Source organism: Paractinoplanes aksuensis, assembly GCF_024137025.1.
Taxonomy (GTDB): Bacteria; Actinomycetota; Actinomycetes; order Mycobacteriales; family Micromonosporaceae; genus Actinoplanes; species Actinoplanes aksuensis.
In genome coordinates this window covers 77,329-89,790 of the sequence record NZ_JAMYJR010000023.1, presented here as the reverse complement: position 1 = coordinate 89,790, position 12,462 = coordinate 77,329, and the positions used below count along the sequence as shown (strand labels likewise).

Here is a 12,462-nt window from a genome sequence, read left to right as displayed (position 1 = left end):
GCGGAATGAACCCCACCACCACCTCAGTCCCGCTCGCCACCGGACTCCCCGCGCAATTCCTGTGGGGCGTGGCGACGGCGTCGTACCAGATCGAGGGCGCGGCCGCCGAAGACGGCCGGACACCGTCCATCTGGGACACTTTCGCCCGCGTTCCCGGTGCGGTCGTCAACGGTGACAACGGCGATGTCGCGTGCGACCACTACCACCGGATGCCGCAGGACGTCGCGCTGATGAAGAGCCTCGGCGTCGACAGCTACCGGTTCTCGGTGGCCTGGCCGCGGGTGCAGCCCGGCGGTCGCGGTCCGGTCAACCCGGCCGGTCTGGCCTTCTACGAGCGGCTCGTGGACGAACTGCTCGAGAACGGCATCGCCCCCTGGGTCACGCTGTACCACTGGGACCTGCCGCAGGAACTCGAGGACGCGGGCGGCTGGCCCAACCGCGACACCGCCTACCGGTTCGCCGACTACGCGATGCTGGTCTTCGACAAATTGCAGGACCGCGTCGACACGTTCACCACGCTGAACGAGCCGTGGTGCTCGGCCTGGCTCGGCTACAACATCGGCGTGCACGCGCCCGGCCGCAAGGACTTCGACGCCTCGCTGGCCGCCACCCACCACCTGCTGCTCGGGCACGGCCTGGCCACCCAGCGCATGCGGGCCGCCGAGACCCGGCCCCACTCGTACGGCATCACGCTCAACATGGGCACGGCCGACCCGTACGGCGACACCGAGCTCGACCGGGATGCCGCCCGCCGGGCCGACGGCATGGGACTGCGGCTCTACCTCGACCCGCTGCGCAAGGGCGCCTACCCGGCCGACGTCGTCGCCGACCTGGCCGCCCGCGGCTCGGCGCTGCCCGTGCAGGACGGCGACCTCGAGATCATCTCGACCCCGTTCGACACGCTCGGCGTCAACTTCTACTACGGGCAGGACTTCGCCGGCACCGACGAGCAGGGTCGCACCCACGAGGCGGACGGCGAGCCGGTGGTCCGCTCGGTGCTTCCGGGCACGGCCCGTACGGCGATGGGGTGGCCGATCACGCCGGAGCGCTTCACCCAGTTGCTGACGCGCCTGCACCGTGACTACCCGGGTCTGCCGATGGTGATCACCGAGAACGGCGCCGCCTTCGACGACCAGCCGGACGCGGCCGGCTACGTGGCCGACGACGACCGTACGGAATATCTGGCCTCGCACATCGCGGCCGTGGCCGCGGCCCGGGAGCAGGGCGCCGACGTGCGCGGCTACTTCGCGTGGTCACTGCTCGACAACTTCGAGTGGGCCGAGGGCTACGCCAAGCGGTTCGGCATCGTGCACGTCGACTACGAGACGCAGGAGCGCACGCCCAAGCAGAGCGCGCTCTGGTTCCGCGACTCGATCGCCGCCCTGCGCGGCTGAAGCACGCCGAATGTCAGCGCCGCGCCCGTTCTTTCTGAGGAGCGCGGCGCTGACGTTTCGGCTCAGCGTCTTGCCCGTTCTTTCTGAGGAGCGCGGCGCTGACGTTTCGGCTCAGCGTCTTGCCCGTTCCCCGGGGCGGCGCTGACGCGGGGTGAAGGCCAGCACCTGTTCGGTCTGGTCGGGCAGGCCGCCCTCGGCCAGCAGTTGCGCGATCGGCAGGGTCGCCGCGCCCATCGCCACCGCGTCGATCCCCAGCTCGCAGATCGTGATCGAAGTTTGCGCGTACGGCCGTCGCAGCGCGTGCCGAGCCGCGGCCGCCCGGATCTCGGGCAGGAACCGCGTGCCGAACGCCGAGCCCGTGACCCCGCCGAGCACGATCCGTTCCGGGCTGAACAGGTTGATCAGGTCGGCCAGCCCGGCGCCCAGATACCCGGCTGTCTGCTCGAACACCTCGACCGCGGCGCGCGGCAGATCGGGCATCGCCAGCATGCGGGGCAGCAGTTCCTTCGAGTACGCCTCCCCGGTCGCCTCGGCCAGCCGCCGGGTGATCCGGTCCGACCCGATGTACGCCTCCAGGCAGCCCCGCGCCCCGCACCGGCATTCGTCACCGTCGTAGACGAGCGTGGTGTGTCCCCACTCGCCGGCGTTGCTGTTGGCCCCGCGGTAGTAGCTGCGCCCGTCCATCACGACGGCCGCGCCCACCCCGAGCCCGGTCATGACCACCACCACGTGGCGGGCCCCGCGCCCGGCGCCGAACCACATCTCGGCCTGGCCGTGGGTCTTGGCCCCGTTCTCGACGAAGATCGGCACCTCGGTGCCGGCCCGCAGCATCTCGCCCAGCGGCACCGCGTCCCAGCCCGTCGACTGCGAGTCGACCACGCCGTCCGAGCCGACCACACCGGGCACGCCGACCCCGAAGCCGAGCACGTCGCGCGGCGCCACGCCGGCCTCGTCGAGCACCGTCCGCAGGCCGCTCAGCACCTGGTTGGCGACCTGCTCGGGCCCCTCGCCGTGCTCCAGCGTCACCGCGGCCAGCCGGGTCATCTCGAGGTCGTACAGCTCGACCAGCACCCGGGTCTCGCCGACGTCGGCGCCGACCACGTAGCGGAAGCCGGGCCGGACCCGTAGCAGCACCCGCGGGCGGCCGCCGTCCGAGCCGACCAGGCCGGCCTCCTCGACCAGGCCTTCCTCGATCATCTCGCCGATCAGATTGCTGACACTGGCCTGGCTCAGCGCTGTGCTCGCGGCCAGCTGCTGGCGGCTCTGCAATCCGCCGTGGAACAGGTCGGTGAGCAGGCTGGACCGGTTCGCCCGGCGCACATCACGCACCGTCGTACGCCTGGTCTCCAACCCCGCACCCCCGCCGTCTCGACTGCCGGACTGCCATCTAACGCCAGTTCAGCCGAAATTCGAAAGCCGACGGTGTACCCGGCCGCATATCGTGCCCGAGTGACCGACTATCTCGACCTCAACCGCGCCAACTGGGACGACCGCGCGGCGGCCCACGCCGCTTCGCCCGGCTACCCCGTCGAGCGCCTCGCCGCCGACCCCGCGCACCTGAGCGAGGTCGTCCGGTTCGACCTGCCTCTGCTCGGCGACATCGCCGGCCTGCGCGGCGTGCACCTGCAGTGTCATATCGGCACCGACACGGTGTCGCTGTCCCGGCTCGGGGCCACGATGACCGGCCTCGACTTCTCGCCCAAGTCGCTCGAACAGGCCCGGCTGCTGGCCGAACGGACCAAGACCGATGTCCGGTTCGTGCAGTCGGACGTGTACAGCGCGGTCGATGCGCTGGGGGAGACGTACGACCTGGTCTACACGGGGATCGGCGCGCTCTGCTGGCTGCCCGACGTCAAGCGCTGGGCCCGTACGGTGGCCGACCTGCTGAACCCGGGTGGCCGGCTCTTCATCCGCGAGGGGCACCCGGTGCTGTGGTCGCTCGACTACGACCGCACCGACGGGGTGATCGCCCTCGAGTACCCGTACTTCGAGCAGGCCGAGCCGCTGATCTGGGACGAGGGCGGCACGTACGTCGAGACCGATGTGGAATTCGCCCACAACCGTACGGCCGAATGGAATCACGGCCTGGGCGAGGTCGTGACGGCCGTGCTCGAAGCGGGGTTGACCGTGACCGGTCTGGTCGAGCACACCACTGTGCCGTGGGAGGCCCTCGAAGGCGGCCAGATGCGCGACACCGGTAACGGCGAGTACCAGCTCGCCGACCGGCCCGAGCGGCTGCCGCACACCTACACGTTGCAGGCAGTGAAACCGCTCGTTTAGCGGCTGAACGAATCTGGGTATCGGTGGGCATCCCCACGACATAGGAGGCCCCCAATGCGCGCAGGCTCGATCGGCGGGCTGCTTTTGATCATTTGGCTCGTGCTCGGTGGCGTGGCCGCCTACGAGCGTGGCTACTTCAGCGACACCAGCGACACCAGCTGTGCCGAGTTCAGCACGATCGCCGTCACGACGATCGCCGGCCCGCTCAACTGGGCCGGCGTCAACCCGAAGGTCTCGTGCGACCTGGACGTACCAGAACCCAGCAAGTAGGTCAGTCCCACGAAAGGCGCCGCTTGCGGCGCCTTTCGCCTGTCCGGGGGATTCGTGCGGGAACAGCCGTACTTCTTTGAGGTCCTGCGCGTATCGGGCGGAAACGGTAAGTTGAGTGGTGTGACGGCAGTGGCGCGAGTGCTCCCCCGGGACTGGGACGGGCATCGCTTGCTGCGCTTTCTCACCGGGCTGGCCATGCTCGCGCTGGCCTTCGCGGCCCAGCTCGCCCCGGGCCACCTCGCGACCGCGGCCCCCGCCCCGGCCGTGTCCGCCGTCGCGGTGGCACCCGTTGTCCCAGTTGCGCCTGCCGTCCCCGTTGCGGCCGACTCTCCAGCCCCGGCCGAGCCGGTGAGCGTTCCGGCCGCGCCGGTGGCGGTCGGAGCGATCGTGATCGCGGCAGCGCCGATGGTTCCGGCAGCGGCCGCGGCAACAGCGTTGACCGTGCTGATCGTGCTCTCCGGCCTCTTCGGGCGCACTTACGCCGTACGTGGTCCGCCTCGTCTTTGATCTTCACCTGACACCCCCGCATTTGTCCGCGGCTGACAGCGAGCCGCTTCTCCGCACCATCCGGGTAGACAGCGTGTGAGGTTGCGATGGAATCCGCCGTGCAAAGCTTCTTCGTCTCCCTTCCCTACGCCGCCGCGTTGTGGGTCGTGATCCTGCTCGTGGTGGCCGTGGCCGGGGCGCTCGTGTCCGTGCCGACCAAGGCGCCGGCCCCGCCGCTGACCGGCCCCCAGGCCGACGCCCTGCGGTTCGCGGGCGAGGTCGCCGTCGCGGCCGAACGCGCCGCGACCACCGCCACCCGGCTGCGGGCCGAATGGGCCACGGCCCAGGAGAGGGTCGACGCGGCCTGGGCGGCCTACGACGAGGCCGACCGGCAGGCCCGCGAGAGTGCCCGGGCCGCCGCGTACCCGCTGATGAGCCGCCGCCGCAAGCCGGGCGAGAACGCGGTGCGCGAGCGCTGGCTGCACAGCGCGGCCACCGCCGCCTGCCGCCGCCGCGAGATCTCGATCGAGCAGCTCAACGACGTGCTCGCGCACCGGGGCTGGAACCCGCGGCTGCACCCGGTGGTGCTGGAAGGCCTGCTGCACAACGCCGTCCGGGTCCACCGCCTGTCGCAGTACGAGGACGCGCAGAAGCTCGAGCAGGCCGCCTGGCACGAGTCCGAGCTGGCCGCCGAGGCCCTGCGCAGCCTGCGCGCCGAGGCCGCCGCGGCGCTGGTCCGGGCCGGGGTGGCCGGGCGCGTGGTGGCCGACGACCAGTGGTTCGCCGACCAGTGGGCGACGGCCGAGATGCCGGCCATGGCCAAAGCTGTCGCCTGACGGTCGTCTTTGGAGCAGATCCCGTTCCCACGCGGTTGTCAGACTGTCCGGGTACGGTAACCGGGCAGGACGACCGCCGAGACCAGGGAAGCAGGGGGCCAGAGCGTGGCATCAACTCCGACGGGCGGGCAGGCGGCCGTGGTTCGGATGCACCGGGCCGCGCGGGTGGAGGATGCCCTCCACGAGATCGTCGAGCGACGACTGCGCAGCCGCGGCTGGCGGCCGGTGATCACCGCGTACACGGGCTACGGCGCACCGGGCTGGGCCCGGGTGATGGCGCGGGTCGTGCTGACCCGTGGCCGGCCCACCCTGAAACGGCTGGAAAAGGTGCGCGGCTGGCGCAGCTTCACCAGTTCGCCGGTCAACAACGCCGTGGTGAAGATCCAGATCGGTGACAGCATCACCGAGACCCGCACCGACCGCAGCGGCTACGTCGACACCCGGGTCAAGGGCGACCTCGAGCCGGGCTGGGGCAGCGTACGGCTGTTCACCGAGGGCGCGGCCCCGGCCGAGGCGCCGATCCGGGTCGTCGATCCCGAGGCCCGGTTCGGCCTGATCAGCGACATCGACGACACGGTCATGGTCACCGCCCTGCCGCGTCCGCTGCTCGCGGCCTGGAACACGTTCGTCCTCGACGAGCACGCGCGCATGGCCGTGCCCGGCATGGCGGTGCTGTACGAGCGGCTGGTCACGGCCAACGCGGGCGCCCCGGTCTTCTATCTGTCGACCGGCGCCTGGAACGTCGCCCCGACGCTGACCCGCTTCCTGTCCCGCCACCTCTACCCGGCGGGCCCGCTGCTGCTCACCGACTGGGGTCCCACGCCCGACCGCTGGTTCCGCAGCGGCCAGGAACACAAGCGCACCACGCTGCAGCGGCTCTCCCGGGAGTTCCCCAAGATCCGCTGGCTGCTGGTCGGCGACGACGGGCAGCACGACCAGGAGATCTACTCCGAGTTCGCGCACGCCCACCCGGACAATGTGGCCGCCGTGGCCATCCGGCAGCTGTCTCCCACCCAGTCGGTGCTGGCGGGTGCCATCCCCGGGCCGTCCGGAAATCCCGAAGCGGTGGGCTCCGGGGGCAAGACCTGGTTCTCGGCGCCCGACGGGGCCGGGTTGTGGTCGCTACTCCGCGATACTGATGTCGTCTGACTCGGCCGCCTCGGCGACCCGCTGGTGCAGCCGGTCACGGATCTCGTCGGGGGTGTACTGCCGGCGCTTCCGTTCGGCCCGGGCCACGACGGCCCCGGTCGCCGCGACGCCGGCCAGCCCGGCCAATCCCACTACTTTCCACCAACGCATTGCTTGAGGATAGACACGTGGACGCCGCCTTAAGCCTCGATGAGGCCATCGACCTGACCCGGACGGGCGACATCTGGATCTTCCGCGGGCGCTCGGGCCCCGATCGGGCGATCCAGACGCTGACCAACAGCCCGGTCAACCACGTCGGCATGTCGATCGTCGTCGAGGACATGCCGCCGCTCATGTGGCACGCCGAGCTGGGCCGGTCGCTGCCCGACCTGTGGTCCGGCACGTTCCAGCGCGGCGTCCAGCTGCACGACCTGCGCGACGCGGTCAGCGTATGGGCCCACCGCTACGGCCAGCGGGGCTGGCTGCGGCAGCTCGAACCGGGCGTCGACCAGGCCATGGAAGACAAAGCCCTGAAGACGGTGGCGCGGCTCGACGGCACGCCGTTCCCGTCCTCGGCCCAGCTGGCCTGGCGCTGGGTACGGGGCCGGGTGCCCCAGATCCGGCCGCGCTGGCGGGTCCGCGGCGGCAAAGGGCCGGCCACGGACGCCGCGCTCGAGACGGCGTACTGCGCCGAGGTCGTGGCCGTCACCTATGAGGACATGGGGCTGCTGCCGCGCGGCCGCCAGCCCAACTGGTACGACCCGGGCCGCTTCTGGAGCGGCGACGACCTCGAACTGTGCGACGGGTTCACCCTTTCCGACGAGATCGAGGTGGACGTCCCGGCCACCTAGGGGCCCGCCTCTGTCGTGAAAGAGGTGGACATCCGGGCCGCGTGGGGCCACGTTGGTCGGCATGGGTGTGCGGTTGCTGGGCCGGGTGGGCGAGGTGGTCGCCCTCGACCGGCTGCGCGCGGCGGCCGAGCAGGGTGCGGGCGCGGTGGCCGTGCTCCGAGCTGTTTCGGGCGGGCCCGGGACGGCGAGCGGGCGATGGTGCTGGCGCATCACGCGTTCCTGCTGGCCGAGGACCGCGACCCCGAGCGCGCGGGCCGGATCAGCCGCGAGGCGATGGCCCTGGCCTAGGCCTCCGGCCGGCCGGACGCGCTGGTGGCGGCCGTGCACGCCCGGCACGAGACGATCGACCCGGTCGACGACCTGGACGAGGTCTTCGCGCTGGCCCGGTGCAGCTGCGAGCTGGCCGGGCCGAGCGGGCAGCCCGACGCCGAGCTGTGGGGACGCACCTGGCGGCTGGACGCCTGCCTGGCCCGGGGCGACCTGGCCGGGTACGACGCCGAGGCGAACCGGCTGGCCGCGCTCGTCATCGCCCAGCTCGGCCTGATCGCGATGGGTCGCGGCGACGACGAGGGCGCCCGGGCCGCGGCCCGGAGGCTGCGAGGCGTGCTGCCCGGGCTGTCGGCCGACGGGCGGCGGACGTTCGTGACCGTGGTGACCGGCGAGCTGGCGGCCGCGGTGGGCGATCTCGGCCTGGCCGCCGACTGTTACGACCGGGTGCGGCCGCGGGCCGGGCTCTATCTGAACTCAATGTCGAGCTGCCACGGCGCCGCTGACCGGTCGCTGGGGACGATCGCGGCCGCACTCGGCCGGCCGGAGGCTCCGGTCCACTTCGCCGCGGCGGTGGCCATGGAGGAGCGGATCGGCGCGCCCGGCTATCTGGCCCGGGCCCGGATCGCGTATGCCCGGCACCTGCGCACGAGCGACCCGCGGCACAGCCGGTCGCTGGCCGGGGCCGCGCTGGCCACGGGCCGCCGCCTTGACCTGCCGGTGGTGGTCGCGGCCGCCGCCGAGCTGGCCTGCGACGACCTCACCGCCCGCGAGCGCGAGATCGCCGGACTGGTCGCCGGGGGACTGTCCAACCGGGCCCTGGCCGAGCGGCTGGTGCTCTCGGAACGGACCGTCGAGACGCACGTGCGCAACATCCTGAGCAAGCTCGGCGTGCCAACCGGGCCGCGCTACCGGAATGCGGGCCAGTGCTGCGGCCTTCAGGCCGGGGGTGAAGGCCCACGCTGGGAGGGCCGCCAAGGCCCGAGCAGTGCCTTAAACCGGGCGGTTCTGCTGCTCGATGTACTGCTTCACGGCGCTCAGCGGCGCCCCGCCAACGGAGCCCGCGAAGTACGAACCCGACCACAGCTTGTTGGCCCGGTAGTAGTGCCGCACGAGGTCAGGGAACTCCTGCCGCAGGCGGCGCGAGGATACGCCCTTGAGGGAGTTGACCAGCCGGGCCACGGCCACCTTGGGCGGGTAGTGCACGAGCAGATGCACGTGGTTGGTTTCGCCGTTGAACTCGACCAGTTACGGTGGTTGTCGTGCAGCTGCGGTACCAGTTCCGCGTCTATCCGACGCCTGGCCAGCAGATCGAGCTGGCGAGGGCGTTCGGGTGCGCGCGGGTGGTGTTCAACGACGGGCTGCGCTTGCGGCAGGAGGCCCGCGAGCAGGGTTTGCCGTACGTCTCGGACGCCGAGCTGTCGAAGCGGATCATCACGCAGGCCAAAGCCACGCCGGAACGTGCGTGGCTGGGTGAGGTGTCGGTGGTGGTGTTGCAGCAGGCCCTCGCGGACCTGAACACCGCGTACCGCAACTTCTTCGCCTCGATCACGGGCAAGCGCAAGGGCCGCAAGCTGGCCCCGCCTCGGTTTCGGTCGCGCAAGGACAACCGGCAGGCCATCCGGTTCACGAAGAACTCCCGGTTCCGCGTGCTGGACAACGGCCGGCTCAGGTTGCCGAAGATCGGTGACCTGCCGGTGCGCTGGTCGCGGACGGTGCCGTCGGACCCGTCCAGCGTGACGATCATCCGGGATGCGGCCGGGCGGTATTTCGCGTCGTTCGTCGTCCAGGTGACCGACGAGGCGTTGACGCCGGTCGAGTCCGAGATCGGGATCGACCTGGGCCTGACCCACTTCGCGGTCATGTCCGACGGGACGAAGGTCGCCGCGCCGAATTTCCTGCGCCGGGCCGCGCGGAGGTTAAAGCGGCTGCAACAGGACCTCTCCCGCAAGCAGAAGGGCTCGGCCAACCGCAAGAAGGCCGTCGTGAAGGTCGCCCGGGCGCACGCCCGGGTGGCCGACACCCGGCGCGACTGGCAGCACAAACTGTCCACGACGATCATCCGCGAGAACCAAGCGGTGTACGTCGAGGACCTGTGCGTGGCCGGTCTCGGCCGGACCCGGCTCGCCAAGAGCGTGCACGACGCCGGGTGGGCCAGTTTCACCGGCATGCTGGAGTACAAGGCTCAGCGTTACGGGCGCACGTTCGGCCGGGTGGACCGGTTCTTCCCGTCCACCCGGATGTGCTCGGCGTGTGGCCGGATCAACGAGAAGATGGCGCTCAACGTCCGAGCGTGGGACTGCTCTTGCGGAGCAGCCCACGACCGGGACGTCAACGCCGCGAAGAACGTCAAGGCCGCCGGGCAGGCGGACTTCAACGCCCGTGGAGCGCACGTAAGACCGGGACTCGTCCCGGCGGCGCGCAACGAAGCGGGAACCCACCCGGACGCCGCGTGTTCCACGCGCAGCATGGAGGGAATCTCCGTCCTTTAGGGCGGAGAGGATGTCAAGTGGTGCATCTCAGTACCCAGCAGCACCTCGGCCGTGCTCGACGCGTCGAGCTTCCACAGCGACGACGCGCGCCGCGACAAGGACATCACCGGCCGCAAGTTCCTCGACGCCGGGCAGCACCCGACGATCGCTTTCCGCAGCACCGGCTGCCGCCGCACCGACGCCGGCTGGCTGCTCGACGGCGTGCTGCGCGTCCGCGGCCACGACAGCGATGTGACGCTGACGCTCGAACGGGCCGGTGGCGGCCATTTCGTCGCCTCGGCCGTCGTCTACCGGGTGGCGGCCGGCGTCGCCACCGGCCGGGCCGTCATCGCCCGGCCGGTCCGCATCGAGCTGGACCTTTACGCCGCCTGAGCGCCGAGCTTGGCCCGGAAGTGGTCGAGCAGGAAGTCGCTCTTGAACTCGGCGGTGGCCTCGGCGCCCATGAGACCGAACTCGGGGGCGTAGCCGACACCGCCGCGCGGGCCCAGCGACAGGATCATCCCGGGCGGGAACGGCTCGTACGCGGTGAGCGGCCCGCCCCCGATCAGGGCCCGGATGTTGCCCGCGACCACCTCGCCCTGACGGTCGGCGGCCCGGCCGGTCTTCAGCTCCGGGGTGTCGTTCAGGTCACCCACGGCGAAGACCCGGTCGTGCCCGGCCACCCGCAGGTGCTCGTCCACCGCCAGCCGGCCGCCGGGCTGCCGGGCCGCGGCCAGCCCGGCGCCGAGGTAGTTGCTCGGCACTGTGCCGCCGTAGCAGGCGAACCACAGATCGGCCGCGATCCGGTCGCCGTCGGCGGTGGTGACCTCGAACGGGCTGACCGTGCCGGCCGGGGTGTCCGGCCGGCTGTCGACCTTGGTACCCAGCAACACCCGCACCCCGAGACCGGCCAGCTGACGTTCCAGCTCGGCCGTCACCTCGCCCGGGAACAATCCGCTGAGGAGCTCGGGCGCCGGGTCGACCAGCGTGACCGGCTTGCCCGGCCAGAACGCCGCGATCTCGCCGGCGAACTCGAGGCCGATCGCCCCGGCCCCGAGCAGCAGCACGGCCGACGCCCGGCCGAGCGCCTCGTGCAGGTCGCGCAGCTGTCGCGCGCCCGCGTCGCGCCCGGTGCCCTCGAGCCGGGTCGGGAACGGGCCGGCCGAGCCGGTCGCCAGCACCACGTAGTCGGCCTCCAACCGGGCGCCGGACACGAGCTCGACCAGCCCCGGATCCACCCGCGCCGCGGCGTCGCGCACGACCCGGCCCCGGCTCAGCAGGCCGTCGTACGGGATGAAGATCTTCTCGGCCCAGGCCGGATCGGCCACCGCGCGCAGATGGGCCGTGTGATGCAGGAACGTCTCCCGCGGCTCGACCAGGGTCACGTCGGCGATGTCGTCCAGGCCGCGGGCCGCCACGATGCCGCCGTAGCCACCACCCACAACCACCACTTTTGTCGTCATGCCCCGACCCTGCGACGGTTCCCGACGCCCAGGGAGACCGCGCTCATGGTGGTAGTCGCGGGGACACCCTCACGGGCCCGGCCGTGGCTACAGTCGAGTCGTGGGCGACAACGAGCTGGGCACCTTTCTGCGTACGCGGCGGGCCGAGGTCACCCCGGCCGAGGTCGGGCTGCCCCCGGGTCAGCGGCGGCGCACCCCCGGCCTGCGCCGGGCCGAGGTGGCGATGCTGGCCGGCGTCAGCGTCGAATACCTGATCCGCCTCGAACAGGGCCGCGACCGCCACCCGTCCCCGCAGGTGCTGGCGGCGCTGGCCGGGCCGCTCCGGCTGACCGCGGCCGAGCGTGCCCACCTGCAGCGGCTCACCAAGATCTCCGGCGCCAGCTGCACGGGCCTGGCCCCGGAGCCGGTCCGAACCGTCCGGCCGGGCCTGCGGGCACTGCTCGACCAGCTCGAACCGGCGGCCGCCATGCTGGTCAACCAGGTCGGCGACGTGCTCGCGCACACCGCAGGCCTGCACCGCCTGGCCGGCCCGATCGGCCTGCTCGACGGCGACCGCCCCAACCTGCTGCGGTACGTCTTCACCGATCCCCGCGCCCGCACGGCCTACCCGGACTGGTCCCACATGGCCGACGAACAGGTGGCAGCGCTCAAGGACGGCCCGCCCCGCCCCGACTTCGCCGCCGAGATGGCCGGGCTGGCCGGCGCGGAGTTCACCGAGCGGGTCGACCGGGTGCCCGGTCTGCCCCGGCCGCACGGCGTGCTGCGTCTGGAACACCCTCAGGCCGGGTCGCTGCGGCTGGCCTACGAGATCCTGTCCGTGCCCGGCGACAATGGGTTGCGCCTGATCATCCAGCTCCCGGCCGACGACGCCACGGCCGAGGCGCTGCGGGCCATCTCACCCCTGCGGTTGGTCGCAGGCGGCAGCGCGGTCCAGCAACAGGGTGCGTTCCCGCTCGTTGCGGGTCAGTGAGGCCGCCCGCTCGAACTCAGCCCGCGACCGGGACGGCGTGTCTGCG

The 12,462-nt window shown here is 71.9% G+C and carries 14 protein-coding genes and 2 pseudogenes; 11 read left to right on the top strand and 5 right to left on the bottom strand.

What is annotated here, in order from left to right:
- The first annotated feature begins 5 nt into the window (after window positions 1-5).
- Entirely contained in the window at window positions 6-1,394 is a 1,389-nt protein-coding gene (locus tag M1L60_RS21275) for a GH1 family beta-glucosidase (protein WP_253239208.1), read from the top strand.
- Between the two features lie 111 nt (window positions 1,395-1,505).
- Here the strand turns inward: M1L60_RS21275 and M1L60_RS21270 are convergent, their stop codons facing one another.
- Window positions 1,506-2,744 (bottom strand): ROK family protein, encoded by a 1,239-nt coding sequence (locus M1L60_RS21270; protein WP_253239207.1) that lies wholly within the window; start codon window positions 2,742-2,744, stop codon window positions 1,506-1,508.
- A gap of 99 nt (window positions 2,745-2,843) precedes the next feature.
- Here M1L60_RS21270 and M1L60_RS21265 point away from each other — a divergent pair, with 99 nt between their 5' ends.
- The 5 genes from M1L60_RS21265 (at window position 2,844) to M1L60_RS21245 (ending at window position 6,415) form a co-directional block, all read left to right on the top strand.
- Window positions 2,844-3,674 carry a class I SAM-dependent methyltransferase gene (locus tag M1L60_RS21265; RefSeq protein WP_253239206.1) on the top strand — a complete coding sequence of 277 codons (831 nt, stop codon included), beginning with the start codon at window positions 2,844-2,846 and terminating at the stop codon, window positions 3,672-3,674.
- Between the two features lie 54 nt (window positions 3,675-3,728).
- Entirely contained in the window at window positions 3,729-3,944 is a 216-nt protein-coding gene (locus M1L60_RS21260; protein WP_253239205.1) for a hypothetical protein, read from the top strand.
- A 120-nt stretch (window positions 3,945-4,064) separates the two neighbouring features.
- Window positions 4,065-4,451, top strand: coding sequence for a hypothetical protein (locus M1L60_RS21255; protein ID WP_253239204.1), 387 nt, complete (start codon window positions 4,065-4,067; stop codon window positions 4,449-4,451).
- Between the two features lie 86 nt (window positions 4,452-4,537).
- A complete protein-coding gene (locus M1L60_RS21250) occupies window positions 4,538-5,266 on the top strand; it encodes a hypothetical protein (RefSeq protein ID WP_253239203.1) in 729 nt (242 codons plus the stop codon).
- Window positions 5,267-5,413: 147 nt separating this feature from the next.
- Window positions 5,414-6,415, top strand: a complete 1,002-nt coding sequence (locus M1L60_RS21245) for an App1 family protein phosphatidate phosphatase (protein WP_253239339.1) — start codon at window positions 5,414-5,416, stop codon at window positions 6,413-6,415.
- Here M1L60_RS21245 and M1L60_RS21240 read toward each other — a convergent pair.
- A complete protein-coding gene (locus tag M1L60_RS21240) occupies window positions 6,389-6,565 on the bottom strand; it encodes a hypothetical protein (RefSeq protein WP_221377799.1) in 177 nt (58 codons plus the stop codon). The genes M1L60_RS21245 and M1L60_RS21240 overlap by 27 nt on opposite strands.
- A 17-nt stretch (window positions 6,566-6,582) precedes the next feature.
- Here M1L60_RS21240 and M1L60_RS21235 point away from each other — a divergent pair, with 17 nt between their 5' ends.
- Window positions 6,583-7,245: a hypothetical protein gene (locus M1L60_RS21235; protein WP_253239202.1), complete on the top strand. Its 663-nt coding sequence runs from the start codon at window positions 6,583-6,585 to the stop codon at window positions 7,243-7,245.
- A gap of 284 nt (window positions 7,246-7,529) precedes the next feature.
- Here the strand turns inward: M1L60_RS21235 and M1L60_RS21230 are convergent, their stop codons facing one another.
- On the bottom strand, window positions 7,530-7,772 hold the full coding sequence (locus M1L60_RS21230; protein WP_253239345.1) for a hypothetical protein: 243 nt from the start codon (window positions 7,770-7,772) through the stop codon (window positions 7,530-7,532).
- A gap of 22 nt (window positions 7,773-7,794) precedes the next feature.
- On the opposite strand from M1L60_RS21230, the pseudogene M1L60_RS47895 reads away from it, so the two are divergent.
- Window positions 7,795-8,394: pseudogene (locus M1L60_RS47895) on the top strand (helix-turn-helix transcriptional regulator); the annotation flags it as partial.
- Between the two features lie 111 nt (window positions 8,395-8,505).
- Here M1L60_RS47895 and tnpA read toward each other — a convergent pair.
- Window positions 8,506-8,760 (bottom strand): annotated as a pseudogene (gene tnpA / locus M1L60_RS21220) (IS200/IS605 family transposase); the annotation flags it as partial.
- A 14-nt stretch (window positions 8,761-8,774) separates the two neighbouring features.
- Here tnpA and M1L60_RS21215 point away from each other — a divergent pair.
- Window positions 8,775-10,004: an RNA-guided endonuclease InsQ/TnpB family protein gene (locus M1L60_RS21215; protein ID WP_253239201.1), complete on the top strand. Its 1,230-nt coding sequence runs from the start codon at window positions 8,775-8,777 to the stop codon at window positions 10,002-10,004.
- A gap of 24 nt (window positions 10,005-10,028) precedes the next feature.
- Window positions 10,029-10,376, top strand: coding sequence for a YceI family protein (locus M1L60_RS21210; RefSeq protein WP_308208519.1), 348 nt, complete (start codon window positions 10,029-10,031; stop codon window positions 10,374-10,376).
- Here M1L60_RS21210 and M1L60_RS21205 read toward each other — a convergent pair.
- Window positions 10,364-11,446 carry an NAD(P)/FAD-dependent oxidoreductase gene (locus M1L60_RS21205; protein ID WP_253239199.1) on the bottom strand — a complete coding sequence of 361 codons (1,083 nt, stop codon included), beginning with the start codon at window positions 11,444-11,446 and terminating at the stop codon, window positions 10,364-10,366. The genes M1L60_RS21210 and M1L60_RS21205 overlap by 13 nt on opposite strands.
- Before the next feature lie 100 nt (window positions 11,447-11,546).
- Between M1L60_RS21205 and M1L60_RS21200 the strand changes: the two genes are divergently transcribed.
- Complete coding sequence (locus M1L60_RS21200; RefSeq protein ID WP_253239198.1) at window positions 11,547-12,416, top strand: helix-turn-helix transcriptional regulator; 870 nt, start codon at window positions 11,547-11,549, stop codon at window positions 12,414-12,416.
- Window positions 12,417-12,462 lie beyond the last annotated feature (46 nt).

Coding starts and splice junctions, on each gene's coding strand:
- M1L60_RS21250 (WP_253239203.1), top strand. CDS start 4,538: ATGGAATCCGCCGTGCAAAGCTTCTTCGTCTCCCTTCCCTACGCCGCC.
- M1L60_RS21245 (WP_253239339.1), top strand. CDS start 5,414: ATGCACCGGGCCGCGCGGGTGGAGGATGCCCTCCACGAGATCGTCGAG.
- M1L60_RS21240 (WP_221377799.1), bottom strand. CDS start 6,565: ATGCGTTGGTGGAAAGTAGTGGGATTGGCCGGGCTGGCCGGCGTCGCG.
- M1L60_RS21275 (WP_253239208.1), top strand. CDS start 6: ATGAACCCCACCACCACCTCAGTCCCGCTCGCCACCGGACTCCCCGCG.
- M1L60_RS21205 (WP_253239199.1), bottom strand. CDS start 11,446: ATGACGACAAAAGTGGTGGTTGTGGGTGGTGGCTACGGCGGCATCGTG.
- M1L60_RS21260 (WP_253239205.1), top strand. CDS start 3,729: ATGCGCGCAGGCTCGATCGGCGGGCTGCTTTTGATCATTTGGCTCGTG.
- M1L60_RS21230 (WP_253239345.1), bottom strand. CDS start 7,772: ATGACGAGCGCGGCCAGCCGGTTCGCCTCGGCGTCGTACCCGGCCAGG.